22 protein-coding genes and 1 other RNA gene are annotated in these 26555 nt (G+C 60.2%); 11 read left to right on the forward strand and 12 right to left on the reverse strand.

The genetic code is table 11. The features are described 5' to 3' along the window. The first annotated feature begins 369 nt into the window (after positions 1–369). The 4 genes from M0G74_RS03920 to M0G74_RS03935 all read left to right on the forward strand — a co-directional run bounded on the left by M0G74_RS03920 (position 370) and on the right by M0G74_RS03935 (position 6643). On the forward strand, positions 370–2337 hold the full coding sequence (locus M0G74_RS03920) for a L,D-transpeptidase family protein (RefSeq protein ID WP_248214819.1): 1968 nt from the start codon (positions 370–372) through the stop codon (positions 2335–2337). Between the two features lie 320 nt (positions 2338–2657). Then, the gene (locus tag M0G74_RS03925; protein ID WP_248214821.1) at positions 2658–4061 is read left to right on the forward strand and encodes a L,D-transpeptidase family protein; all 1404 of its coding nucleotides are present in this window, start codon (positions 2658–2660) and stop codon (positions 4059–4061) included. A gap of 16 nt (positions 4062–4077) precedes the next feature. Continuing rightward, positions 4078–5616 (forward strand): L,D-transpeptidase family protein, encoded by a 1539-nt coding sequence (locus M0G74_RS03930; RefSeq protein ID WP_248214823.1) that lies wholly within the window; start codon positions 4078–4080, stop codon positions 5614–5616. A gap of 493 nt (positions 5617–6109) precedes the next feature. Next, complete coding sequence (locus M0G74_RS03935) at positions 6110–6643, forward strand: DUF882 domain-containing protein (RefSeq protein ID WP_160152351.1); 534 nt, start codon at positions 6110–6112, stop codon at positions 6641–6643. Positions 6644–6729: 86 nt separating this feature from the next. Here M0G74_RS03935 and M0G74_RS03940 read toward each other — a convergent pair whose 3' ends face one another. Beyond that, positions 6730–7938: an imelysin family protein gene (locus M0G74_RS03940; protein WP_248214825.1), complete on the reverse strand. Its 1209-nt coding sequence runs from the start codon at positions 7936–7938 to the stop codon at positions 6730–6732. Between the two features lie 104 nt (positions 7939–8042). Next, positions 8043–8744: an HAD family hydrolase gene (locus tag M0G74_RS03945; protein ID WP_160152350.1), complete on the reverse strand. Its 702-nt coding sequence runs from the start codon at positions 8742–8744 to the stop codon at positions 8043–8045. 432 nt (positions 8745–9176) lie between these two features. Here M0G74_RS03945 and M0G74_RS03950 point away from each other — a divergent pair, with 432 nt between their 5' ends. Together M0G74_RS03950 and ptsP are read left to right on the forward strand one after the other, a co-directional pair. Then, positions 9177–9680: an RNA pyrophosphohydrolase gene (locus M0G74_RS03950; protein ID WP_236250633.1), complete on the forward strand. Its 504-nt coding sequence runs from the start codon at positions 9177–9179 to the stop codon at positions 9678–9680. Between the two features lie 102 nt (positions 9681–9782). Next, positions 9783–12062, forward strand: a complete 2280-nt coding sequence (ptsP, locus tag M0G74_RS03955; RefSeq protein WP_248214828.1) for a phosphoenolpyruvate--protein phosphotransferase — start codon at positions 9783–9785, stop codon at positions 12060–12062. 147 nt (positions 12063–12209) lie between these two features. On the opposite strand, the gene gcvH is transcribed toward ptsP, so the two are convergent. Both gcvH and gcvT read right to left on the reverse strand, forming a co-directional pair. Continuing rightward, entirely contained in the window at positions 12210–12599 is a 390-nt protein-coding gene (gene gcvH, locus M0G74_RS03960) for a glycine cleavage system protein GcvH (protein WP_160152348.1), read from the reverse strand. Positions 12600–12686: 87 nt separating this feature from the next. Next, positions 12687–13775 carry a glycine cleavage system aminomethyltransferase GcvT gene (gcvT, locus tag M0G74_RS03965; protein WP_248214829.1) on the reverse strand — a complete coding sequence of 363 codons (1089 nt, stop codon included), beginning with the start codon at positions 13773–13775 and terminating at the stop codon, positions 12687–12689. Positions 13776–14135: 360 nt separating this feature from the next. Between gcvT and M0G74_RS03970 the strand changes: the two genes are divergently transcribed. Together M0G74_RS03970 and M0G74_RS03975 are read left to right on the forward strand one after the other, a co-directional pair. After that, positions 14136–15917, forward strand: a complete 1782-nt coding sequence (locus M0G74_RS03970) for an SLC13 family permease (protein WP_248214830.1) — start codon at positions 14136–14138, stop codon at positions 15915–15917. Between the two features lie 186 nt (positions 15918–16103). Next, the gene (locus M0G74_RS03975; RefSeq protein WP_248214831.1) at positions 16104–16781 is read left to right on the forward strand and encodes a 2OG-Fe(II) oxygenase; all 678 of its coding nucleotides are present in this window, start codon (positions 16104–16106) and stop codon (positions 16779–16781) included. A 215-nt stretch (positions 16782–16996) separates the two neighbouring features. Here the strand turns inward: M0G74_RS03975 and M0G74_RS03980 are convergent, their stop codons facing one another. The 8 genes from M0G74_RS03980 to M0G74_RS04015 all read right to left on the reverse strand — a co-directional run bounded on the left by M0G74_RS03980 (position 16997) and on the right by M0G74_RS04015 (position 25329). Further along, positions 16997–17563 (reverse strand): CBS domain-containing protein, encoded by a 567-nt coding sequence (locus M0G74_RS03980; protein WP_248214832.1) that lies wholly within the window; start codon positions 17561–17563, stop codon positions 16997–16999. A gap of 123 nt (positions 17564–17686) precedes the next feature. After that, positions 17687–17989, reverse strand: coding sequence for a hypothetical protein (locus M0G74_RS03985; protein WP_248214833.1), 303 nt, complete (start codon positions 17987–17989; stop codon positions 17687–17689). Positions 17990–18180: 191 nt separating this feature from the next. Next, positions 18181–19443: a hemolysin family protein gene (locus tag M0G74_RS03990; protein ID WP_248214835.1), complete on the reverse strand. Its 1263-nt coding sequence runs from the start codon at positions 19441–19443 to the stop codon at positions 18181–18183. Between the two features lie 6 nt (positions 19444–19449). After that, positions 19450–20517 (reverse strand): rhomboid family intramembrane serine protease, encoded by a 1068-nt coding sequence (locus M0G74_RS03995; protein ID WP_248214837.1) that lies wholly within the window; start codon positions 20515–20517, stop codon positions 19450–19452. A 249-nt stretch (positions 20518–20766) separates the two neighbouring features. Next, positions 20767–22002, reverse strand: a complete 1236-nt coding sequence (locus tag M0G74_RS04000; protein WP_236250552.1) for a UbiH/UbiF/VisC/COQ6 family ubiquinone biosynthesis hydroxylase — start codon at positions 22000–22002, stop codon at positions 20767–20769. Positions 22003–22061: 59 nt separating this feature from the next. Further along, entirely contained in the window at positions 22062–23345 is a 1284-nt protein-coding gene (locus tag M0G74_RS04005) for an FAD-dependent monooxygenase (RefSeq protein WP_248214840.1), read from the reverse strand. Beyond that, positions 23342–24676, reverse strand: coding sequence for a Xaa-Pro aminopeptidase (gene pepP / locus M0G74_RS04010; RefSeq protein WP_248214843.1), 1335 nt, complete (start codon positions 24674–24676; stop codon positions 23342–23344). Before pepP ends, M0G74_RS04005 begins: the two co-directional genes overlap by 4 nt. A 56-nt stretch (positions 24677–24732) precedes the next feature. Continuing rightward, on the reverse strand, positions 24733–25329 hold the full coding sequence (locus M0G74_RS04015; RefSeq protein WP_248214845.1) for a UPF0149 family protein: 597 nt from the start codon (positions 25327–25329) through the stop codon (positions 24733–24735). A gap of 261 nt (positions 25330–25590) precedes the next feature. On the opposite strand from M0G74_RS04015, the gene M0G74_RS04020 reads away from it, so the two are divergent. From M0G74_RS04020 to ssrS, 3 genes are all read left to right on the forward strand, one after another. Further along, positions 25591–25794, forward strand: a complete 204-nt coding sequence (locus M0G74_RS04020) for a TIGR02449 family protein (protein WP_248214847.1) — start codon at positions 25591–25593, stop codon at positions 25792–25794. After that, positions 25794–26108 (forward strand): cell division protein ZapA, encoded by a 315-nt coding sequence (locus tag M0G74_RS04025; protein ID WP_160152338.1) that lies wholly within the window; start codon positions 25794–25796, stop codon positions 26106–26108. The genes M0G74_RS04020 and M0G74_RS04025 overlap by 1 nt, the downstream gene beginning before the upstream one ends. A 218-nt stretch (positions 26109–26326) precedes the next feature. After that, positions 26327–26506: non-coding RNA, 6S RNA (gene ssrS, locus M0G74_RS04030), on the forward strand. Positions 26507–26555: the final 49 nt, after the last annotated feature.

Raw genomic sequence — 26555 nt, forward strand, 5'->3', positions numbered from 1 at the left:
CATCGGTAACAGCACCCTACTTGCCTAATCTTTCCTCGAAAAGCGCACTCTTTTCCTGCCAGCCACCATCTCCAGAGCAAATCGCGCCAACCAACTAAGGTGAAATGAAGTTGGCGCCAAGCAAATTTCGCATTTGTTGCCATACTTAATTTCACAGGCAGGCGGATGTTGAGATACGCGCAAAACGGCTCTCAACTTTCGCTTACATAAAAGGAAGGTCGCGCGGGATGCTCGACTTAGGTGTGCCGTTGGCGACTCTCGGTCGTCGATCGAATAAGGACAGGCACTCCGAAGGTTGGGAAGGTATGAACGATCGGGCACCCGGCTTCCGCACTGTAAACCGGCGCCCTGCAGTATCGCTGAGGTACCATGTCATATTTCATTCCAGAGCGTCGCAAACACAAATCGCCGCTGCCGCTGATTTTTCTCGGCAGTTTGTGTGTGTTTGCCCTCTATTACGCTTTTACAGCCAATCAGAAAACGGTGCCGGTACTGCCGGAAAATGCCGTGCGCCCCCATTTGGTGAACTGGCTGGAGGACAACCCCGACGCCTGGCCGGCCCAGGACCCGATCTTCAATCCGGTGGCAGTACGCCGCATTTACCGGCGCACGGATTACCGGCTGCTGTGGTTTGATAACTACAGCCTCAGCGATACCGCCAACGACCTGCTGAAGCAGCTCACGGCCTCCAGCTCCGGTAATCCCAGCAGCATGGTGGACTACCGCTATCACCTGGGCTATTTCGACCGCACCTTGCGGGACTCCCCACAGCGTCTGCAGATGGCCGCGGTGCTGGACGTACTGCTGACGGATGCCTTCATTTCCTACGCCCAGGATACCCAGCTGGACAAGCTCAATCCCAAGAGCCCCAAACATCACCCGCGTCTGCGCCGCAAGGACATCACCCCGGTCAACCTGACCGAGGGCGGCTTCCAGATGGCCAGCGCCCGCGGTGACGGCGACGACGCCGCCAGTGGATTCGAGAGCCCGCTGTATGCGGCCAACGACAGCGGTCGGCAATATTTCCGTGGCTACAACCGCAGTGGGCAGAGCGCCCAGAGCACTGACCGCTCGCGCTACTACACCCAGCAGCGCTCTCAACAGGCCTACACCAACGGCTCCCGCTACGGTACCAGCCACGCGTCACGCTACTCGACCCGCAGTTATCCACAGGCCTATCCGCGCGTGATGCCGCGCTTCCGCAGCCTGCAGGACGAGGGATCCGGTCTGACACCGAGTCACGGTGAAGGACTGTATACCGAAGAGAATACGCCTTTCGGCAGCGACGCCCAGGCCCTGCGCGAGCAACTGGCCCGCTACCGGGATATGGCTGCCCGCGGCCAGTGGCGCCCACTGCCGCCGGGACCGGCCATGACCCTGGGTGCCAAGCACGCGAATGTGGTACACCTGCGCAACATGCTGACGGTGTACGGGGACTATTACAGCTACGGCAACGACAACAGCAACAAGTTTGACCAGCGGTTGCACGAAGCGGTGGTGCGCTTCCAGGCACGCCACGGCCTGAGACCCGACGGCATTGTCGGCCAACAGACCCGGCAGCGCCTGAATATCTCACCCACGGCACGCGCGCACATCATCGAAACCAACATTCGCCGCCGGGAAAAACTGCCCGCCAACCTCGGGGATCGCTTCATTCAGGTCAATATTCCCGGCTACAACCTCAGCTACGTCGAAAACGACCGCATCAAGCTGTCCATGAACGTGGTGGTGGGCAAGAAAGTGCACCAGACGCCGGAGATCAACACCCGCGTCGCCCGCGTGGTCTTCAACCCCACCTGGACGGTGCCCCGCAGCATTCTGGTCAACGAGATACTGCCCAAGGCCCGCGCCAATCCCCACGGCATGGAAAACATGGGTTACCGGGTGGTGAACGGCAGTGGGGATTACCTGCCGCTGACCTCGCAGAACCTGAAATCCGCGGCCGCCGGTGGTTTCCTAATGCGCCAGAAAGGTGGCGAGCAGAATATCCTCGGCCGGGTGAAGTTTGAGATCCCCAATGCCGACGACATTTATCTGCACGACACCCGCGCCAAAAGCCTGTTCGGCCTGACCGACCGCGACTATAGCCACGGCTGTGTGCGCCTGGCCAAACCGCGCCAGCTGGCCGAGGTGTTACTGCGGGACGAGCCGGGCGACTGGAACCGCTACCGTATCGAACAGCTCACCACCGGTGACGACACCACCGAAGTCCGGATGAGCCAGAACGTGAAGGTCTACCTCACCTACTGGACCGCCTGGGTAGACGGCCAGGGCCGGATGAACTTCCGCCCGGACATCTACGGCAAGGACGGCCTCGCGGTAAACCAGTTCGATTGATCGATCGCTGGCTCCCATTGGAGCCAGCCCCCTCTTCTCTCACTGCCCACCAAACGCCGGGTGGCAACCCCACCCGGCAAACCAGGCTCCGCATCTCGCCATCTCCATCCGTCCCTCTCTCCAATATTCCGAAACCACTCGAAAGCCTTTCCCCGAATACCGCAATCGTATTTGGCGCCATTCCGGTCACAAGTTACCAATTAGAGGTATGTGGACCGCTGACTGCGACCAAAACCGGACGTTTGTTCGCCCTATTTGCACTCGCAGCCTCGGGACAACCGCCTTGATGAGTAATTGCTTGATCGTTTAGGGGTCAGTTGATGGGTAACAAGCTGGGAATTCCGTTGGGCTTCGGCGCCGCCATGATTCTGTCTCTATCGCTGGATGGGCTGGCCGACCAGCCAGCCAAAGATAGTAGCAATACCGAAGACGAGGCCCTGGTCACACAGGCCTCCGAAGCACGCACTGCTCAGCGCGCTTCACCAAACATAAACCACGAAAAAGCACCCGAGAACGCCACCCCGGTAGCTGTTGCCGGCAACCGCAATGACTACAGCCCCTTCACGCCCTACGGACGCCAGTATGCGCTGATGCGGGAAGAACTCGCGCGATACCAGGCGCTGAGCGAGGGGGGGCACTGGCAGCCGCTACCCAAGGGACAGACACTGGCACCCGGCGTAAGGGACCCGCAGGTGCTGGTCCTGCGCAGCCTGCTGATGCAGTACGGCGACCTGCCACTGAGCGACGATATGGCCAGGGCCGCCCTGGAGAACAGCGGCCCCGAAGGCGGCAAAAGCGCGGGTAAAAAGCCCGCAGAAACTTACGACGATACAGTGCGCCGGGCGGTGGAACGGTTTCAGCGGCGCCACGGCCTGCGCGCCGATGGCATCGTCGACCGCGCCACCCGCGACCACCTGAACATCCCCCCCAAACAGCGCCTCGCCACCCTGGAAGCCAATATGCAGCGCTGGCAAAAAATGCCCAAAGACCTGGGACCGCGCTACATCCTGGTCAATATTCCCGAGTACACCCTGCGCCTGATGGAGGGGGAGCGAGAGCAGTACCGCATGCGCGTGGTGGTCGGCAAGACCAAACACGCCACACCGCTACTCACCACCCGACTCACCCGTGTGGTCTTCAATCCCACCTGGACGGTACCGCGCAACATCGCCGTGCGCGAACTACTGCCCAAAGGTACCGCCAACCTCGCCGCCGGCGGCTACCGGCTGGTGAACAACCGCGGTAAATCCGTGCCTTTCAGCGGTGGCAACCTGCGCGCCCTGCGCCTGGGTAGCGTGGCCCTGCAACAGCGAGGCGGCGAGGGCAATGCCCTGGGGCGCTTCAAATTCATTATTCCCAATCAGCAGGCCATCTTTCTCCACGACACCCAGAGAAAGGAGTTGTTCAAACGCAACCAGCGCGCCTTCAGTCACGGCTGCATACGCCTGGAAAAACCCCAGGAATTTGCCGAAATCGTTCTTGCCAATCAGAACCCTAAACGCGGTCAATGGGATGCAGAACGCCTATCCCGTTATGCCAGTGGCACGCGCACTCGCTCCGTGGCCCTGGATCAACCCATCCCGGTCCATATTGCCTACTGGACTGCCTGGGTCGATGAAGAGGGGCTGCTGAATTTCCGCCCGGATGTCTACGGTCGCGACCGCCCCGCTGACAGCGACGATGCACAAGAACCCGATCCAGAAAGCGGCGACGCAGCAGAGTGAGGTAAGGGGGGCCCTAATGAAAATCAGCAAGAGCAGTACACCCAGCGCAAATCGACAGTGCCCGCAGCGGATCGCCGCGCGGCACCTCTCGGCAGTCGCCGCCCTGAGCTGCTGCGCGCTGCTCCCATTGGCGATCATCACATACGCAGACGACGCGCAGACCGCCAAACCACCAGCTGAAAATACCCGGCAGGGCTCTCAGCCAGACAAGAGCCCTCAGCCAGATAAGAGCCCTCAGCCAGATAAGGGCCCTCAGCTGAATATAAGCCCCCAACCAGAGACGGACGCCGAGCAGCAGTCCAAAGTGCAGCAGCCTTCCGCCGACGAAAAAGTGCCGGCACCGGCGCCGGAAGATGAAGATTTAGCCGAAAATGAGGAAGAAGCCGCAGCCGGCAGCGATGATCAGGAACCAACCCCAGAAATTCCCGAGGAACAAACACCCGAGCTTGCGGTTGATACCGATACGGCAAAAACACCCCGCCCGGGAAAAGATGGCGCCATCAATTTCGCCACCGCCGGGGATGCGCTGCGCAAACAGGCCGCACGTTACCGGGCCATGACCGTGCAGTGGCAGCCGCTTGCGCCCGGCGGCCCCCTCGCCGCCGGCGACCGGGGTCCGCGGGTTGCGCAATTGCGCCAGTTATTAAAGCAGTTCGGTGATTACACCGGTCAACCGGGGCCACTGAAGATTGCCGATGACCAGCCACAGCGTTTTGACACCGGCCTGAAACTGGCAGTAGAGGCCTATCAGCGCCGCCATGGAATGGAGGTTACCGGGCGCGCTGATAAATCCACACTGAAAGAACTGGCGCGCTCGCCCGAAGAGCTGGCGCGCCTGATGGAACTGAACGCAGAACGTTGGGACAAGCTGCCGGCGAAACCCGGCAAACGCTACATACTGGTGAACGTACCGGACTACCAGCTGCAACTGGTGGATCAGGAGCGGGTGGTGCTGACCATGAAAACCGTGGTGGGTAAAAGCACCAAGCGCACTCCGGAAATGACCACAAAAGTAGTATCGGTAGTGTTCAACCCCACCTGGACAGTGCCCCGCAGCATCCTGCTCACCGACCTGCTGCCCAAGGCACGCAACAACCCCGAGGCGATGCACAAACGGGGTTACCGGGTGGTGAAATACGGCACCAACCGAACCAGCCCGATCAATGATGCAAGCATCGAGAGCGCCGCCAGTGGCAAGGCGACCCTGCGCCAGATCTCCGGACCGGGCAACACACTGGGGCGGGTCAAGTTCGTAATCCCCAACAAACAGGCCATCTTTCTGCACGACACACAGGCCCAGAGCCTGTTCGAGCACCGCCACCGCGCGTTCAGCCATGGTTGTATCCGCCTGCAGCAACCGGAAGAGCTGGCCTATACATTGCTCAAGCCACAGGGCTGGGACAGAACCCGGGTGGCGCAGGCGACCACTGGGGATGAATCGGTCACCATCAAAGTGGATAGCCCGCCAAAACTGTTCATTACCTACCTTACCGCCTGGGTAGATCCCCTGGGCCAGGTGCAGTTTCGCCCGGACATCTACCACCGGGATCGGTGACTCACAGGCCTGACTGGTCTTCAAACGCCCATTCTGGCGCCCTATACCCCAATAACTGAGCATATCGTCCGCCCCGGCTTTCGGGGCGGACTGCCATCTGCAGCCCCGGATTCCCACGATCAGCCTCCTGCCAACCCCCGCGCAAACGCCCGTATTCTGTCGGCCGGCCCGATATATACCGGTATTCACCACCAGACCGAGGATTTCTGCACCCAGCAGTCACAGAAAAATAATATTCCCCGAAAGACAACGCTGTCATCTCACTTTGCCATGATTTCCCGTCCAACTGGGCAAAAAAAATCCGCGGTGGGTAGCCTGCTAGAAAAAAATAACCAGGTTATTTTTTGATCAATTCGCTATCAAAGCTGATCGGTTTGTAACCAAAGGCTATTTTTTGTACAGTGCAGCCATACCGAGTAGCACTGGAAGCCACTCGAAGAACTAGAGGCTCATGAAGGCAACACTTACTACGAAAGCAAAGGCGGTACAGGGTATGAAAGAACTTTCACGACGCAGGTTTTTGGCAGTTTCTGCAGCTACCGCGGCGGCGGTTTCAGCCGGCCCCGCATTGGCAAAAGTAGGCAAGTCGCGCACTCTGAAAATGCGCAACCTGCATACTGGTGAGCGCCTGAACACCGCTTTCTGGGCGGATGGCGACTACGATAGCAGCGGCCTGAAGCAATTCAACCGTCTGCTGCGCGACCACCGCGCCAACGAAGTCACGCGCATGGACCCGAAACTGTTCGACATCGTGTACAAGCTGAAGGAAAAGCTGAACTACAACGGTGAGGTAGAAATTATCTCCGGCTACCGTTCGCCGAAGACCAACGCCAAGCTGCGCGCAGCTGGCCGCGGTGTGGCTCGACGCAGCTACCACACCCGCGGTATGGCACTGGATATCCGCATGCCGGGTGTCGCACTGTCCAAACTGCGCCAGGCAGCACTGGACCTGAAAGCAGGCGGTGTGGGTTACTACCCGAAGAGTAACTTCGTGCACGTCGACACTGGCCCGGTTCGCCGCTGGTAATCAACGGCCGGTAGCAACCGACAACAAAAAACCCAGGCACTGCCTGGGTTTTTTTATGCGCGAGGGATTTCCGGTCCTGTTCCGGCTTAACCCTCGCCCTCCGGAGCCGTCAGGCTGACCGGCGTCATATCCTCATCCCGCGCCGGCACCTTGGTGTCTCCGGAAATTAGTCCGATCAAGGCTTCAATTTGCTGCCGGCTGCGCTGCAGCTCTGCGGGTGCTGCCAGCTCGATAGGGTCTTCCATCTTCAGCAACCGCGCTTCCAGCTCACCAAAATTCTGGGCCAGTGCCTCGGCCTGGTGCCGATCGAGCATCAGGTCCGCGAGGCCGCCGCCCCCTTCCGGCAACCAGCTGGCCTGCAGATTGCGCAATATAGCGAGCAGCGCCTGCTTGGAGTCCGCGGCGTGGCCACTTTCCACATCACTCTCCGAACTCTCCGGCAAGCGCGGCAGAATTTCGTTGCGCAGCAACGCCACATGCGTCGCCCGAATCCACTGAATGCGCGCTGCCGGACCTTGCGCCAGGTAGCGCTGGGACAGGTCATTGGCCGTCAGCGGCCAGCGTTGCGCCAGTCCCGCCAGATCCTCGCTGATGCCCAGTGCAATCAGCCGGGTCAGTTCGCGGCGGCGGTTGGCGGCCTGGGCTTCCGGTTGCTCACCGCCGCTGGCCGCAACAAACTGCTCGGCCGTGCGCTCACTGGTGGGCCCCCAGAGCATGATCTCCAGCGCGTGAAAACCGGTGCTGGCTTCCTCGTGGGCCGTGAGTCGGTGCTGTTTGCGCAGATTGGCCAGATTCAGCTCAATCGCGGTGTCGTTGACGATGCCACTGGTGGAATAGCCGGGCACCGTGTCCAGGTATCCAGCCTGGGCCGGCCAGCTGTCCAGCGCCAGCATCAGTTCGCTGCCCTGCTGCTGCAGGTCCGACGGTGAGAAGGCCACCTTGATGAATGGCAGGGCGCCGGCCAGTTCGCGGTGGGCATCCAGCCATGCGAGCTTGGCCGCCTCCAGATGATCCTCGGTGGGCGATTCCAGCAACTGCACCACCGCGCGCTCCAGCGCCTGGGCGGCGGCTTCGGCATCGATCACCTGCGCCTGTCCCGCCTGCCAGTAGTCTGCGGAGAAACTCTCGGCCGCCGCGGTATTGATTACCTGTGTCGGCGCTACCGCGCCGGCGCTTTCAACTTCGGCTTCAGGCTGCTCGCGCTCGCAGCCGGTACCGGCCAGCAGCAGTCCGCACAGGGCCAGGGCCAGTGCCCGGCGGTTCAACATATACGGTTTGATGACTGCGTTTTTCACCTGATATCCAGCCCTGATCCTGTTTCCCAAAAAAAATTGATTGCGATATACCTGAGTGCTGATACTCGCAATGACTCGATCGCGCGATCAACCCACCAGCACGATCAACCGTCCAGCGCGCTCAGCGCACCCAAAAAGTCTTCGTGGTCCCCGCGCAAGCTAATCACCTGCCAGCCCCGTGACAGCGCCTCGTCGTGCAGCCGCTGATCCGGGTCCACGGCCACCGGGTGTTCCACCTGCTGCAACAACGGCAGGTCATTGATGGAATCGCTGTAAAACCACTTTTCCCCCTGCGCGTACTGCGGGTGTTGATCCAGCCACTGCTGCAAACGCACCACTTTGCCCTCCTGAAAGCAGGGCTGGCCGGCTACCTGGCCGGTAAATTTGCCGTCTACCTCTTCAGGTTCGGTGGCCAGCAGGGTGTCCACGCGCAACTGGGAGGCAATGGGCTCAACCACGAAACGGTTGGTCGCGGTGATGATCATGATGTGGTGCCCCGCGTCCCGGTGCCGCTGGATCAAGGTCTCGGCATGCGGCAGCCAGATCTCACTGATCACTTCCTGCATGAACTCCCGCTGCAGGTTATTCAGTTGACCGCGGGAAAGTTGCGCCAGTGGCTCTAGGGCAAACGACAGATACGCGAAGATATCCAGTTCGCCACTTTGATAGTCCCGATAGAAGCGGTCGTTCTCACTGCGGAAGCGCTCACCGTCAACACATTCCCGGGCAACCAGAAACTCGCCCCAAGCGTGATCGCTATCGCCACCAATCAGGGTGTTGTCCAGATCAAAAATCGCCAACTGCACAAAAATCTCCTTTATTGAATATAGGGCACAGTTGGCGCACAGGTTGTCCTGTTAACCTGTTTATGCGCCAGACCGCTCATCGGAAGCCACCGACCTCCCTGCACGCCCTGCCCGAAGGCGCAGGATTTTACCCCGGAGCGACCGGGCTTACACGGACGGGTGTCACTGAATTGCCGTATTTCAGTCGCTGTGGAACAATGCAGAACATTATGGTGCGGCGGAAGCCCCTGACTAGCCAGGGGCCTGAACCAGCCAGCACCGCTGAAATTTGAGGACGGTATTTTGGGCAACGGCAAGCAGACTCCCGCCGGGCGAAAACACCGCCGCAGACCCGCCAGAAACTCCGCACGCAACAGCAAATCCGACGCCGGCAACCCTGCCCGCAAAACGGACGTGGAGAACACTGGTACAGCGCCAGGCGACAGCAGCAATATCGACAGTGAGGGCTTTCGCCCCAACGTCGGCATCATTGTCCTGAATGAGCGCGGACAGGCGCTCTGGGCGCGCAGGGTTGGCGGCAAGGACGCATGGCAGTTTCCCCAGGGCGGCATCAACCCGGGTGAAACTCCCGAACAGGCGCTCTACCGCGAGCTCTACGAAGAGGTCGGGCTGACCCGCAGCCAGGTCACCTTACTGGCAACCACACGCGGATGGCTGCGCTACCGCCTGCCGCAAAGGCTGGTGCGCCGCCGTTCGGAGCCGCTGTGCATCGGCCAGAAGCAGAAATGGTACCTATTGCAGCTGAATGCGGAAGAAAGCAACATCAGCTTCAACAATGGCTACAAGCCGGAATTTGATCACTGGCGCTGGGTGAGTTACTGGCACCCGCTGACAAAAGTGGTGACCTTCAAACGGGAGGTTTACCGCCGGGCGCTCACCGAACTGGCGCCCACCCAAATACAATTGGAAAGACGCTGGCTGAAGCGCGACCAGTAACCCTTCGCCGGGCAACAGGTCCGGCTACAAGGATACAGCGCACGGCCAGTGACAGCCCCCGCCAAGGCGCGGGGCCACAGGAACAGGGCGAGGAAAGCCACATTGCTCGGATCACTGCGCAGCATCGTTCAGGAAGTCAACACCGCACGGGATCTGCACTCGGTGCTGGATATTATTGTCCGGCGCGTGCGGGACATCATGCACACCAAGGTGTGCTCGGTGTACCTGCGCGATAAACAGTCCGGCAACTATGTATTGATGGCGACCCAGGGCCTGAACCAGGACGCCGTCGGCCAGGTTCACCTGGCACCCGGCGAGGGCTTGGTGGGTAACGTTGCCACCCGCGAGGAGCCCATTAACCTCGAACACGCCGAGGCCCACCCCGCCTTCCAGTATTTCCCCGCCACCGGCGAGGAGCGCTTCTCCGCCTTTCTCGGCACCCCCATCATCCACCACCGCAATGTGCTCGGTGTGCTCGTGGTGCAGCAGGCCGAACGACGCCGCTTCGACGAAGGCGAAGAGGCCTTTCTGGTCACCCTCTCGGCCCAACTCGCCGGTGTTATCGCTCACGCCGAGGCCACCGGCGCCCTGGCCAACATGGGCCAGCAGCGCAATGAAGCAAAATTTACCGGCCTCGCCGCCTCCCCCGGCGTCGCCATCGGCCGCGCGCATATTGTCGCGCCGCCCGCCAACCTCGCTGCGGTTCCGTTCGCCTGCACCATGGATGTCGACGGTGAGCTGGCCCTCTTCCACCAGGCCCTGGCTGCCGCCCGCGATGAAATCCGCGATGTGGGCGAGCGCCTGAAGAACGACCTGAACAAGGAAGAGCGCGCCCTCTTCGACGCCTATATCAGCATGCTCGACGACAGCTCCATTGCAGTCGAAGTGTGCGAGCGCATCCGCCAACAACTCACTGCCAGCCGCGCCTGGGCCGAGGTCATGCTGGAGCATGTGCGCCGCTTCGAGGCCATGTCCGATTCCTACTTCCGCGATCGCGCCGCCGATGTACGCGACCTGGGCGCACGGGTACTGATGCACCTGCGCCAGCAGGAGCAGAGCCAGCGGGAATATCCCGACAATACCGTGCTTGTCGGCGAAGAACTCACCGCCTCGGTGCTGGCCGATGTGCCGCGGGAGAAACTCGCCGGCCTGATTTCCGTCAAGGGGTCCGCCAACAGCCACGTGGCCATTATTGCCCGCGCCATGGGCGTACCGGCGGTGATGGGGGCCCAGGAGTTGCCCTGGGAGCAGGTGGACGGCGTCGACCTGGTGGTGGACGGCTACCGCGGCGAACTGCACATACACCCCGGGCCAGAGCTGAAGCGCCGCTACGACGCCATTGTCGAAGAGGAGCGGGAGCTGGCCCGAAACCTGGACCACCTCGCCAAACTCCCCGCCGAGACGGCCGATGGCCACCGCGTGCGCATGTGGGTCAACACCGGCCTGATGGCGGGCGTGGTGCGCTCTCTCGAGCGCGGTGCCGAAGGCGTCGGCCTCTACCGCACCGAGGTGCCTTTCCTGCTGCGGGACCGCTTCCCCTCGGAGGAGGAGCAGCGGGAAATCTACCGCGAACAACTCCAGGCCTTCGCCCCCCGCCCGGTGACCATGCGCACCCTGGATATCGGTGGCGACAAGGCCCTCAGCTACTTCCCCATCGAGGAAACCAACCCTTTCCTCGGCTGGCGCGGCATCCGCGTGACCCTGGATCACCCGGAAATTTTCCTGGGGCAAGTGCGCGCGATGATGAAGGCAAGCCTCGGTCTCGATAACCTGCGCATCATGTTGCCGATGATCAGCGGCGTGAGCGAACTGGAGGCAGCGCGCAAACTGGTGGACCGCGCGTACGATGAATTACTGGACGAAGGCTTCAACATCCAGCGTCCGCCGCTGGGAATCATGATTGAAGTGCCTTCGGCGGTGTACCAGGCCCGCGAACTGGCCAAGCGCGTAGACTTCATGTCCGTGGGCAGCAATGACCTGACCCAATACCTGCTGGCCGTGGATCGCAATAACAGCCGCGTCGCAGGCATCTACCACAGCTTCCACCCAGCGGTACTCCAGGCCCTCCTGCAGGTGGTAACGGCGGGGCACGAGACCAACACCAAGGTGGGTATCTGTGGCGAGCTGGCCGGCGATCCCGGCGGCGCCCTGCTGCTAGTGGCCATGGGCTACGACGTCCTGTCCATGAACGCCACCAACCTGCCCCGGGTCAAAGCCGCGCTGCGGGAAGTCAACAAATCGGAACTGGACCAGCTGCTGCAGCAGGTTCTGCTGATGGAAAGCCCGGAGCAGATCGAAGAGAAACTGCGCGGGTATTTGCAGGACCTCGGTATCGGTGGCTTGGTGCAGCCGCAGCAAGCCGAGGCGAATTCGGGCTCTTGAAAGGGGGCGGTATCGCCACCTTCACCCGAAGCTCTCCAGACACGCCGCACCAACTAACGGCACCAACAAACAGCACAAACAAACAGCACAAACAAAAACGCCGGGCATTAAGCCCGGCATTTTTGTATTGAAAAGAGAAAAGGGTAATCAGCCCTCTTCGCTCTCCGCCTTGTACGCTTCCGCGTCCATCAGCTTGTCCAGCTCGCTCTCATCGCTGGGCTTGATCTTGAAGAACCAGCCGTCGTCGTAAGGGCTGGAGTTGACGGTTTCCGGCTCGTCTTCCAGCGCTTCGTTGATTGCGATGACTTCGCCGGAAATCGGCGCGTAGATATCGCTGGCCGCTTTCACGGACTCAACCACACCCGCCTCTTCACCGGCAGACAGGGTAGTGCCCACTTCCGGAGTCTCCACGTACACCACGTCACCCAGGGCATCCTGGGCGTGGTCGCTGATACCCACGGTTACGGTGCCATCCTCTTCCAACCGTGCCCACTCGTGGCTGGAGGCGTATTTCAGTTCGCTGCGAATCTCGCTCATGGGCGTTTTCCCTCAAATAAGCTGCTAAACAGTACTTTCAAAAATGAATTAAATTAGAGTGCGCGGCAATCGCTGCGCACACCAAGCTCACACCAGCGATTTGCCGTTGCGCACGAAGCTCGGCTTGACCACCCGCACCGGGATCAGCTTGTTGCGGATCTCAACCTGCGCGGTGTCACCAACACTCACCGGCACCCGCGCCATCGCAATGGAATAGCCCAGGGTGGGGGAGAAAGTTCCGCTGGTGATGATACCGCGGCGATCCGCGCCGTCTACCACAACCTGCTGACCGGCGCGCAAAACACCGCGCTCTTCCAGCACCAGGCCCACCAACTTGTTTTCGACACCGGCAGCTTTTTCCTGCTCCAGTGCATCGCGACCGATAAACTTGCGGCTATCGGGTTCCCAGGCGATGGTCCAGGCCATATTGGCCTGCAGTGGGGAAGTGTCATCGTCCATCTCGTGGCCGTAAAGGTTCATGCCCGCTTCAAGACGAAGGGTATCCCGGGCACCGAGGCCACAGGGAGCAACACCGGCCTCTGCCAGCGCGGTCCAGAAACCGGCGGCATCGTCGTTGTTAAGCATGATTTCCAGACCATCTTCACCGGTATAGCCGGTGCGGGCGATGAACCAGTCGCCGCGGGCAAAGCTGTTGAATACCTTCAGGCCGTCGATGGCGGCGGCCCAGTCGATACCGAGGACGTCTTTTACCTTGCCGATCGCTTCCGGCCCCTGAATGGCGATCATCGCCAGGTGCGGGCGCTCGGTCAGGGTTACCTCAAATGCTTTGGCCTGCTCGTTCATCCACGCCAGGTCTTTCTCGCGGGTGGCACAGTTAACCACCACGCGGTAACCGGGGTCGCGCAGGTAGACAATCAGGTCGTCCACCACACCGCCCTGTTCATTCAGCATGCCGGTATACAGCGCCTTGCCGGGGTTGCCATCGAGCTTGGCTACGTCGTTGGCCAGCAGGGTGCGCAGGTAGTCCTTGGCGCCGGCTCCGTCTACGTCCACGACCGTCATGTGCGAGACGTCAAACATGCCCGCTGCGCGGCGTACCTTGTGGTGCTCCTCCAGCTGTGAGCCGTAGTGCAGCGGCATATCCCAGCCGCCGAAGTCCACCATTTTGCCGCCCATGGAAACGTGGGTATCGTAAAGCGCGGTTTTATTTCCCATTATTCAATTCCCATTATTCGCTGAATCCTGTGATCTGATCCCCTACCCGAAGTTGCTCAGGGTAGCCGGAAAGTCGGCCTGACAGGCTGACCGGAGAAAGTCGACCCGCAAAGCCCCTCCAAATTTAGCCGCGTATTCTAACGGCCGCCCAACAGCAGTTACCAGATGCCGATACTCTGCAAAGACTAGCAGCCGCAGTGAAAAATATGCTTGAAGCGGTATTCACCAGCAGGCCTGATGGCGACAAATACCCCCGCAATTCGAATAACGCTATATCAATATGTGAAAAAATCACTTTTGGTGCCAAAGGGTTTGCAGTAGTTTTAGCCGTCTTGTTACTGCGAACGCACGCTCTCTGCTATGGATTGGTCCGGCTGGTTTTCCCTTTTTCTCGTCTTTGCCGTACTGGCCACGCTGATTTTTTCCCGCATCCAGGCCTATCTGGTGATGATGGCGGCGCTCACCCTGTTGAGCGTGACGGGGATACTTTCCCCCGGTGAGGCACTGTCCGGGTTCAGCAATAGCGGCCTGATCACCGTGGCCGCCATGTTTGTGGTCGCCAACGGCATCCACGCCTCCGGCGGCATCGATATGATGGTCAAGCACCTGCTGGGGCGCCCCAAGACTGTGCGCTCTGCCATGTTGCGGGTATTCGCGCCAGTGGTGGCCCTGTCTGGCTATCTCAACAACACCCCGGTAGTGGCCACCATGATCCCGGCGCTGAATGCCTGGGCCAAGCGCATCGACGTGGCACCCTCCAAACTGATGATTCCCCTCAGCTACGGCGCGATTCTCGGTGGCACACTGACCCTGATCGGCACCAGCACCAATCTGGTAGTGAATGGCCAGTACCAGTCGATTACCGGCAATGAAGGCTTCTCCCTCTTCTCCATTGCCGCTGTGGGACTCCCGGCCGCGCTGATCGGTGTGGCCTTTATGCTGATCTTTTTCCCGCGCTGGCTGCCAGATCGCCGGGAAAAGAAGCCCTTCGGTAACCTGCGGGAATTCACCCTGGAAGTGGCGGTGGACAGTAATGGTCCACTGGTAGGAAAAACGGTGGAGGACGCCGGCCTGCGGGGCCTGCGGCGGGTGTATCTGGTGGAAATCGAGCGCGATAACCGGGCGATCACGCCGGTGCGCTCCGAGGAAAAGCTGCGCGGTGGTGACCGTCTGGTATTCGCCGGTGAGACCGAAGCCATCTCCGATCTGCTGCGCATGCGCGGCATAGTGCCCTCGGACCATGACGATAGCGACTCCGCTCTCAAGACCGGGGTGGAAGAACGTCGTCTGGTGGAAGTGGTCGTCTCTCCCCACTGCGAAGTGATCGGCAGCAGTATCCGCGACGCCCAGTTCCGCAAACGCTACGGTGCCGCGGTACTGGCGGTGGCCCGCAACGGCCAGCGGGTGTCCGGCAACCTCGGCAGCACCAAGCTGAAGGCCGGCGACTCACTCCTGCTGGAAGCGCGCCCCGGCTTTGTACTGCGCCAGCGCTATAGCAAGGACTTCCTGCTGATCAATGACCTGGAAGCGGAGAGCCCACGCCACGAAAAAGGCCTCACCGCCTGGCTGATTCTGATCGCGATTGTACTGGCCGCCGGCACCGGCCTGATCAGTATGCTCAACGCCTCCCTACTCGGCGCCGGCGCCATGCTGGTGACTCGGTGCTGTTCGGTCAACCAGGCGCAGAAAAGCCTGGACCTGCCGGTGCTGATTACCATCGCTGCGTCTTTTGCCCTCGGCGTGGCCCTGCAGAAAACCGGGGTCGCCGCAGTCGTGGCAGAGATGGTGATATCCCTGTCTTACGGCCACCCCTGGCTGATGCTGATCCTGGTGTATCTGTGCGTTTCGCTGTTGACGGAAATGGTCACCAACAATGCCGCAGCCATCATCATGGTGCCCATTGTGCTTCAGATTACCGCCAGCGCCGGGCTGAACCCGGAACCGTTTATGTTCGCGGTGATGATGGCGGCCTCCGCCAGCTTTGCCACCCCTCTGGGTTACCAGACCAACCTGATGGTCTACGGCCCCGGTGGCTACCGCTTCTCCGACTACCTGAAAGTGGGCCTGCCGATGAACCTGCTGGTGGGCACGGTGACCATCGCGATTCTGCTGACCGGCTGGGATCTGGTGCTAAGCCCTTAATGCACAGCTCTAAACAAATAGCTCGGACAAATAACCCTAAGCGTGCAAATCCGGCGAATTTTTCTGGCACGCCGGTTGAACTGGTTGTATAAAGATCGACCTGTTCAACCGCCGCGCCGGCCGCCGCCACAGACCTCCCTCTCGGCCAGCACCTTCCCGCGCAGCCCCATTCCGGAAACAACCTATTTGAACGCCGTTTTATCCCTTGAGGAGAACGCCTGGCGCCGCGGCCCCGATGGCGACGATCCGCTGGACCGTATTGCCAGCGCCCTGCGTGAAACCGGGTATATCGTATTACCGGCACCCCTACCGCCGGCCCTGCTGGGGTCACTGCTGCGACACTTTCGCTCCATCGACCGCGCGCGCTTCCAGACCGCGGGCATCGGCCGCGAGCAGGAGCACCAGCTGAACCAGTTTGTGCGCACCGACGAAATTTTCTGGCTGGACAAGTCCAACCCGGCCGTGGCCGCCTACCTGAGCTGGGCGGAATCTCTGCGCCTGGGGCTGAACCGGAGACTGTTCCTGGGGCTGTTCGATTACGAGTGCCACTACGCCCGTTACGACCGCGGTAGCTACTACAAAAAGCATCTGGATGCGTTCAAGGGCAACACCAACCGGCTGGTCAGCACGGTGCTCTACCTGACCCCCAACTGGCAGCCGCAGAATGGCGGCGAGCTGCAGATCTATGCCCCGGACGGGGAAGAAGTGATTGAAAAAGTGGCGCCGCGCTTTGGGCAGATGGTGATCTTCCTGTCGGAGGAATTCCCTCACGAAGTACTCACCAGCCACCGCCCGCGCTATAGCGTTACCGGCTGGTTCCGGGTGAACAACAGCCTTGGAGATACGATCGATCCGGCCCGCTAGAGGACACAGCACAATCGGATCGCCCGGAGGCGGTGACGCTACCGGGGATAGTCTTGCGAGACACGCCGTAAACCCATCCTTGGGGGCTCGACTGCGGCCGTCCTGGCCGCAGACGGTCTCGCAAGACTATCCCCGGCATCGCCACCTTCGCACCTAGCCCAGTTGGCAAATTCGCAGACCGAAGTAATCCAAGAAGTAATCCAAATAACCACAGATCAATGTACCGGAGCCACCGCCGATAACAGTTCTGCAAAATTGGCCGGCGTGTCGATGGCGAAATCCATATCGAGTCGCGCTGCAACATCTTCGGCACTGATCACACCGCGCACGTGGTGCTGGTCAACATCCACCACCAGACAATGGCGCTGCCCGGCGCGGCGCATGGTTTCCAGCACATCGCGAATCGAAGTCCCTTGCAGCTGGGCATAGCTCAGCAACTGCAGTTGATTGCGCCTATGCATCAGGTCAGCAACCGTCAATTCACCACGATTCTGCCCAGCAGCCACACACTGCATCACCCGCTGATAGGACACATCTTCTGCAGTGAGGAGACCAGTGAAGTCACCGCGATGATCCATCACCAGTACCCAGGATCTGTGTCCGGTGCGCAACACCTGTGCCGCATCTAACGCGGATACCGATGCCGTCAGTACTGCCGGATGGTGTTTTTTGAAATCGGTAACGAACTTGAGCGCAGGAGAACTCAGGGTAAGCTCGTGAAACTCTTCCGGGAAAACCAGTTTGTCCACATCCTGCAGCGGTACCAGATCCAATTTTTTCATGACAACAATTCTCTTTTTGCGGGCGCAACAATCCGTAAACCTAGATCTTGCGACCGGATTATTCTGGGGGGCGCCGACAGCAAAGCGGTACTGCCGGAGCCTGATTCGATAACACTCAGAAAATTATTGCCGGGCTGGCGGCCCGCGAATGGTATGGGCCGCACGGGCCGCAGAAGAGAGGGGGGAAACACTGGCTGACTCGGGAGCAACAGTAGCAGCCTCAAGGACTTGCCGCTGAGCAACAGGAAGAACAGCAGCAACGTCCGGCTGATCCGGCTGTTGCTCGTCGCCATCCAGCAGCAGTGTGCCGACAACTTTGTCGACGGAATCCAGCTGTACCGACTGCGACTCCGCGCGACCTTCGGCGCAGAGCAGCATGGACTGCAGCAGTATCAGTAGGATTCCAAGACGCACGTTATGACTCACTGGCTTTTCGAATTATGTCTTTCGCGGCAGGGGTTGAACCCGCTGCCGACAGCTTAGTTATCCGTCCGCGACAGGTATTTTTCAAGGGCCTTGCGGTGAACCGTTGAAAAAATTCGTTCACAAGATCAGTAAACAAAACTGCCACAAGAGTTCGATCGTACTCAATGAGACCGCAAAATACTGACGGGGTTCTAACTTTCCCCGCGGTCATCCGGTTTCGTTTTCTCCTGTGGCCCTTTGTCGAACGGCTCGGCACCCGCGGATTTTTTTTCAGGATTACCGTCCTCACCCGCAACCGGTGACGGATCAATGTCCGGCCTGTCTTCCCTGATAATTTCCTGCAACTGCTCCTGGGGCTCGGTTTCTGCCTGCTGCTCCTGCGCCGTTTCATCCACCCGCAGACCGTAGCGCTTGGAGCGCCAGCGCCACAGGCGCTTGGCCAGTTCCTGGCGATCCGGGGTTTTATCGGCTTCGTCGACGATTTCCTCGCCCAGTAGCGTTTCGAGAATATCCTCCAGGGTTACCAGCCCCTCCAGGCTGCCGTACTCATCCACTACCGCACTGATCTGCACCCGGCGCGACAGCATTTTGTGGAAGGCCTGGTAGATGGCGGCGGTCTCCGGCAGCATCAACAGATCCCGGCGTAATTCCCGCAGCTGCCGCTCACGTAAGTTACCCTCAGTTTCACCACGGATATAAGCTGACAACAGATCCTGTTTAAGCACAAAGCCAACCACATAATCCGGATCATCCTGCTCGTACACCGGGATGCGAGAAAAGCGGCTCTTGTCCACATACTCGTAGGCATCGGCGATGGACATATCCTGGGACAGCGAGAACACCACGGTGCGCGGCGTCATCACTTCCCGCACCGTGTGATCCCGCAAGGTATAAAACAGGTTGTGCAGAATACTGGACTCGTGCCGTTCCAGTTGCCCCTCGGCTTCCCCCAGTTCCGCCATCACCGCAAACTCTTCGCGACTGAACCCGGTCATGGTGGGCCCGCGGGCCATGCCCTTGGTCAGCCACTCCGACAGCCAAACAAATGGCTTCAGCAATATCACCAGATAGCGCAGAGCATAGGCGGTTGCCGGGGCCAGCTGACGCCAGTAAACCGCGCCGAGGGTTTTGGGAATGATTTCGGAAAAGACCAGAATCAACAGCGTCAGTATCGCCGAGGCAATCCCCAGATAATGATTGCCAAAGACAGCCGCGGCCTGCGCCCCGGCACCGGCGGCGCCCACGGTGTGCGCAACCGTATTGAGGGTAAGAATGGCTGCCAGCGGCGCATTGATATCATCCTTGAGTTGCCGCAACAGGCCACCGGATTTATGCCCTTCCCGCTCCAGCAAACTGATGTAGGGGCGGGTCACACTGAGCAGCACAGACTCGGCGACCGAACACAGGAATGAAAACCCAAGGGCGACCAGAACATAAACAATCAGTAGCAACATGGGTAATCAGAATCTTTTGCGCGCGTTGGCCGAAGGGCGGGCATCCGTCGAGCTGCTATTACCCGGCTCTCCCCCGACCCCGACTCCGACTCCGCTCCCGAAATAGCGTCGGGCTCCGCCCGCTATACAGAAGAGCAGCCCCAGAATCAGCCCTGCGGCAAAACCGCCCAGATGTGCGGCATTGGCTATGCCGCCGGCAATAAAGTAATCCACCAGCCCACTCATGCACACCAGCAACCACACGACCGCCAGCCACACCAGAGACGAGGGCAGATCCCGCCACTGGGGCTGCCAGCGCTGGATAACAAAGGCGACGCCGATCAGGGCATATACCACGCCGGACATACCGCCAAACAGGTTCTGTGGTGCCCAGAAATACTGCGCCAGATTGGCAACCGGTGCGCTGATCAGTACCAGCAGGGCAAACCACAGCGAACCGGCACGGGCCTCCAGCGAGCGCCCGACAATCCAGATACCCAGGCTGTTAAACAGTGCGTGCGGCAGGGAAAAATGCACAATGGCCGGCGTCCACAGGCGCCAGTATTCCCCGTGCGCCAGATGCCGGGACAGGGAGGAAGCCGAGGGACCAAAATCGCCGGATTGCTGCGGAAAGATCACCAGGGGTTCGAACCAGCCTTGGCGCAGCAGAAACCAGCCGATAAAGCACGAGGCAATCAACAGCAAACTGACCGGGGTCTGCAACAGAGGCCAGTCGGGAATAACCGAATACACTGCCGGTTTTTTTCGGGGCTCTGCGCCTGGCTTGGCATTAGCATCCACCGACTCCGGCAAAACTTTATTCTGCGGTTCATCAACCTGCGCTTGTCCGGCCGATGCGGTTTCGTTTTCGTCGTAGACGTGCACCTTGACCTGCGCGAGATCCAGCTCACCAGACTGCCAGCGCTCCAGCAACTGCTTCATGGGATCCACGAGTTGCGGAGCCAGGCAGGCAACCCGCTGGTGGTTGTTCTCTTCGGTGATGCGCAGAGGCAGTTGGTGGCGGCGAATAAAATCCGCCACTGCAGAAAGGTCTTGCTGCAGGGGGAAGTCGCACACGGTGATCCAGTTACTCAAGTGCCGATCCTTTTACTCTCGGGACAGAAAAAACAGACCGCGGGACTCTAACAAATTTTGTCGGGAGATTCTGAATACCGCCATTTTTGCGCCTAGCTCCTCACACACCAGCCTCACACCTTACTCCTTGCACCTCGTTCCTCGTTCCTCGCGCCTCACCCCTCGCACAGCAGGCCAATAAAAAACGCGGCCCAGCGCCGCGTTTTTTATTGAACACCGCGACCGCTGGATCTCCAGGGCCTGCTAGTCTTACACCGACATGGCGCGCATGATGATGCGTTTTTTCAATAGTGGGCTGGCATCCACCATGCTCAGCCCGGTATTGCGCAACCAGCGCCAGTGCAGGTCGCCGGCACCGAACAGGGATTTGAACGTGCTCATGGCCTTGAGCGTGGCCGCGTTTTCACCGCGGCGACGGCGCTGGTAGCGGGACAGCACTGAAGTGTGCGCCGGCGAAATTTCCCGTTTCAGGGCGCGGCCGATCTCCTCACTCAACACCAGCACATCCATTAACCCCAGGTTCACGCCCTGACCAGCCAGGGGGTGAATGCTGTGGGCGGCATCACCAATCAGCACCGCGCCCGGACCGAAATAGGCTTCCGCATGGCGCGCGCGCAACGCGAAAGAAAAACGCTCACTGACGGACTCGATGCCGCCGAGGCGGCTTTCAAACGCCTTTTCCAGATTCAGGGCAAACGCCTTGTCATCCAGCATCACCAGTTCGCGGGCAAGGACATCGTCGGCGGACCAGACCACCGCACAGTGGCGATCATCGCCCAGCCCCGAGAGTGGCAGGAACGCCAGGGGACCGGTATCCAAGAATCGCTGCCAAGCGGTAAATTGGTGAGACTGCTCGCACTTGGCGATACACACCAGCGCGGTCTGCTGATATTCCACATCTCGGGTGCGAATGCGCAACAAATCCCGCACCCGCGAGCGGGCGCCGTCGGCGCCGATCAACAGGCGCGTGGTGAGCACCGGAGACTGGTTGTCCAGCCCCTCTACGGCATCGCGGTCCGGGCTGCGGGATTGCAGGTGCCAGAGACCGCAGTCCCGCCACCAGCTTTCCAGCTTGAACCCGGTCACCAGGTCCACATTGCTCAATGCATTAATACGCGCGCGGAGTGCCGCCAGGATCACATTGTTTTCCACAATGTGCCCCAGGTTCGGCAACTTGACGTCGCGACAGTCAAACCATACGGAACCGGTACCCTCGGCATCCCACACCCGCATCTGCGTATAGGGGCACTCGCGCTGACCGGCGATCTGCTGCCAGGCCCCCACCTCTTCCAGCAGTGCCCGGGAGGATTCCGTCAGCGCGACCACGCGAGCGTCGTAGTGCTCGGGGTCTACCGGCGGTTCGATCGAAGAGGCCTCCAGCAGCGAAATCCGCAGCTGCGGGTGGCGCACGGCCAGCAGTGCCGCCTGCGCCATACCCACCATGCCGCCGCCGACGATGGTGACGTCCATTCGCTGTCTGTTCATAGGCAGTTGTTCTCCGCGCTGAATTGCGTGTTGACCGAATCAGGTACTTATAGGGTGGATCAGAGCGCCAGACCAGCGGCCTGGCGGGCAAAGCCTGCGCGCAGGGGGGGAAACAGCGACAGCCCCAGCAATCCGGCCTGCCGCACCCCGCTGATCAACAGGTTGCGGGAGGCAAACAGGGGGGGGATGCGGTCACTGAAACCGATGGTCAGCTGCTGATCATGTTGACGTTCGCGCCAGTAGGCCTGAAGTAAGTCTAGCTCGCCGGGGCGGAATTGCCCGCAACCGGTGCCCTGCTCCGCCAGTGTCCGACCAGAGGCAATCGCCCGCACCAGGCCATCGCAGTCCCGCAGGGTGAGATTGAACCCCTGGCCTGCCACCGGGTGCAGGAAGTGCGCACAGTTGCCCACCAGCGCCAAGCCCCTACGGACCTGCTCCCGCGCCAGCGACAGCTTCAGCGGATAACTCTGCAGCTTGCCCGCGCGCAGGATGCGCCCCGCACGCCAGCCAAAAGCCCGCTGCAGGTGTTGTACGAACTCAGCCTCCGACAAAGTCGCCAGTGCGTCCCTGTCGCTATTTTCACAGGTCCATACCAGCGCGGCCCGGTGGGTGCCATCCCGGCGTGGCAGTGGCAGAAGTGCCATGGGGCCGCTATCGGTGAAGCGCTCGAAAGCCACGCCGCCGTGATCGCGCTGCAGGCCCACGGTAGTCACCAGTGCCTGCTGGTGATAATCCACTTCCGAGGAGGCAATCCCCAGCTGGCGACACAGCGGCGAGCCAACACCGTCGGCCACGACCAGCAAGCCTGCCTGTAATTGCTGTGGTTTATCACCGCTGTGCCAGCTCAATCGCGCGCCTGCCGGCAACATCTGCACTCCGGTCACTTCCGCCGGTGCCAGTACTTGCACGTCGGTTTCTGCCAGCGCCCGGTAAAGCAGAGGTCCCAGGGCGGCATTTTCAATCACCGCGCCGAGCATGCCGTCAAAACTTGCCGCAGCCTCCACCTTTGCATCCAGGGTGGCACCAAGGCTGTGGCCGCGGTCGCTGACCTGCACTTTGCGAATGGGCGCGGCGTACTCCCGCAATTGCGGCCACAAACCAAGCTGGGCAAACAGTTGCAGGCTGCCGGCGGCAATGGCTGTTGCACGGGTATCAAAACTCGGCAGCGTCAGGCTGGCATTACTGTCTGGCAGCGGCTGGCGTTCCAGCAGGGAAACCGTTATTTCAGGGCACTGCTGTGACAACATCAGCGCGAGACAGGCGCCCGCCATACCGCCACCAACAATCGCCACATCGGTTTTCGGCGGATCGGAAGCGTTAATAACTTCGGGGGACTCGTTCACAGCAGTGTCTCCTGCACCAGATCTCCGGTACTCATCAGGTGCTCGATATCGGCGACACTTTTGGGCGCCGCCGCAGACAGGACCTGGGCGCCATCTTTCATCAGTGCCACATCGTCTTCGATACGGATGCCGATACCGCGGAATTTTTCCGGCACCGCATCGTCGTCCGCAGCGATATATATTCCGGGCTCAACCGTCATGGTCATCCCCGTTTCCAGTTGTCGCCACTGGCCATGGACTTTGTAATCGCCCACATCGTGCACATCCATCCCCAGCCAGTGCCCAACGCGATGCATATAAAAGCGGCGGTAGGCGCCGGACTCGATCAACCCGTGTGTATCGCCCTTCAGCAGTCCGAGGTCCTTGAGCCCGCGCACAATCACTTCCACACTGGCGCGGTGGGGCTGGTCCCAGTCGTTCCCGGCCACGATCTGTTCGATCGCCGCTTGCTGGCTCGCCAGCACAATTTCGTACACGGCTTTTTGCGGGCCACTAAAGCGGCCGTTGACAGGAAAAGTGCGGGTGATATCCGCTGCATAACCGCGATATTCACAGCCGGCATCAATCAATACCAGGTCGCCGTTTTTAAGCGGTGCATTGTTGGCACAATAGTGCATCACCAGTGCATTGCGGCCGCCGCCGACGATACTGGTATAGGCTGGCTCGCGCGCGCCCGCGGCGGTAAAGGCGTGCAGTAATTCTGCTTCCAGGTGATATTCCGACAACCCGGGCTTGCAGCGCAGCATGGCGCGGCGGTGGCCCTCGGCACTGATCTCGGCCGCGCGCGCCATCAGGCGGATTTCCGCGGCACTTTTATACAGGCGCAAATCGTGCAGCAGAGGGTCCAGGCTGACCATTTCCGGCGCGCCACTGCTCGCCGGCGCGCTGTCAATGGATTTGAGGTAGGACTGCAGGCGGCGATCCAGCTGGGGAAAGCGGCCCATGGTGTAAAAAATCAGGTCCCGCCCTTCCAGCAATCCCGGCAAGATATCGTCGAGATCACCGATCGGGAACGCATCGCAGAGCCCGCAGTATTCCGCCGCCCGCTCTGGGCCCAGGCGCGGGCCATCCCACATTTCCTTTTCCTCATCCCGCTCACGACAGAACAGCAGCGCCTGCCCCTGGTCGCGCCCGGGGATCAGTACCAGCAAAGACTCGGGCTCATCAAAACCACTGAGATACAGAAAGTCACTGTCCTGGCGAAAAGGAAAATAGGTATCCCGCGAGCGCAATTGCTCACGCGCTGCCGGCACTATGGCGAGGCTGTTTGGTGGCAGCCCATCGACAAGACGTTGCCGGCGACGGGCATATTCGGCTTTGGAAATATTCATGAACTGAAAATATATCTGGGCTGGCGGCGGGAGTTTGACACCTTTAGTGCACCCCTTCAGTGCAACGTGGGTGCATCAGCGGCCGGCGTCTCGCTGCCATCCGCTGCGGAGTTGCATTCCACAAAGATATTCAGGGCCGCCATACGCACATATTCCTGCACTTCGAATAACTCCAGCTCCTGCTCGGGATTGTTTTCCAGGTCAGAGGCATTCAGCTGGGCGATCTCTGCCAGATCTTTCAAAGCCTCGCTGCTGGTGGGCAGGAGTTCACCGGCATACTTGCCGATTCCAAACCCGTGCAGAAAGCCCTCACACCAGTGGCACAAGGTCTGACCACGCTCGGCCAACTCATCGCTACTGCTGAGCAGAGGCTGGAATGAAAAATTGTTGTCCGCAAGGTCCTGCTGGCTGCGCTCGACCAGTTGCAGCGCATCCCGCAGCAGGTCGGCAGGTACCGCATCCAGGTCGAGAAATTCCGCCAGCTCTTTCTGCCAGCGCGACTTGTCCGGGCGTGCACCCGCGGCCAGCAGGCCACAGATAAGCCCGTGCAGTTCACTGGGGCCGATTTTTCCGCCGGCCACCACAATCTGGTTGGCGAGGTCATCAAAGGATATTTCCCTGGCTGACGCTGCGGAAGGGGTTGATGGGGACATAAACTCTCCTGGAGACACCGGCAAACAAGGCTGGGGTGCGATTAACTCACCAAACTGGCGAAATAATGGCTAGCGCCCGTTCACACTAAAGACGCGGGGCAATTGACCCCCTATTACACCGGCAATATAGTAGCGGAATCCCCCGGCTCCCGCAGTCGTGGCGCTGGATTTTATTCCAGTCAATGCAAAGAGCGGCCGCCGTTGACGAGCGGCGGCGCAACAAGTCGCAGGGGTAAGCGGCGCACCGAATACGCAGGCATTATGGACAAACTACAGGCGTTAGAATTGAAACTGGACTCGCTGATACAGCAGTGCCAGCAGCTGACCGCAGATAACCGAACACTGCGTGAACAGGAAGGCCAGTGGCTGCAGGAGCGCCAACGGCTGATTAAAAACAATGAAGTGGCCCGCAGCCGCGTTGAAACAATGATCAACCGACTGAAAGGCCTGAGCCAAGAAAACTGATGAGCAGCAAACCGCACAATTCCGCCACAGTGGCCGTCACGATTCTCGATAAAGAGTATCGCGTTGCCTGTTCGGAAGAAGAACAGCCGGGTCTGCAGGCGTCTGCGCGACTGCTCAATGAGCGCATGGCTAAAATCCGCAACAGCGGTTCCGTGATCGGTGCGGAGCGCATTGCGGTGATGGCCGCCCTGAATATCGCCCACGAGCTGATCCAGGCCAAGGCCGGGCTCGCGCGCCAGCCGGTGGAAGAGGAAATGCTCGATCGCCTGCACGAAAAAGTCCAGGCGGCGCTCAACAAATTCGACCAGGCTTGATCCCGGCGCCTCTTGCGTCGCGAGTCACTGGCAACTATCTAACAACTATCTAATAACTACCTCGCAGCACTTCCCCGCCCGCCATCCACTACACGACTTTCTAGCTACACGACTTTCTATAAGACCTTCGCAACCGCGATGCTTGACTATCGCCAAAAAGCACATTTTTCACGGAAAGTGCGTTTAGCCAAGATAGCTTCCAAGTTGTATAATTACCCCTCGCCCTGAAGTGTTGGCCAGTTGACTATGTCCTGAGCCGATAATTCTACCCTGGAGGTTCCCAGCGGATGTTGGTGTGCAAGTCCGCCTTGTAGCGGAAAGCCTTATGCATTCCGGTAACCCCCACCTTGAGCCTTACGGTTCAAGGCTATGTCATCAGCCGCATCTTCGGGGCTCCTAATTCCTTACGCCGGGCAGTGCGCCAACTCCACTGCCGCACATCCAGCG

This window comes from Microbulbifer sp. CAU 1566 (genome assembly GCF_023156515.1).
Classification (GTDB): domain Bacteria; phylum Pseudomonadota; class Gammaproteobacteria; order Pseudomonadales; family Cellvibrionaceae; genus Microbulbifer.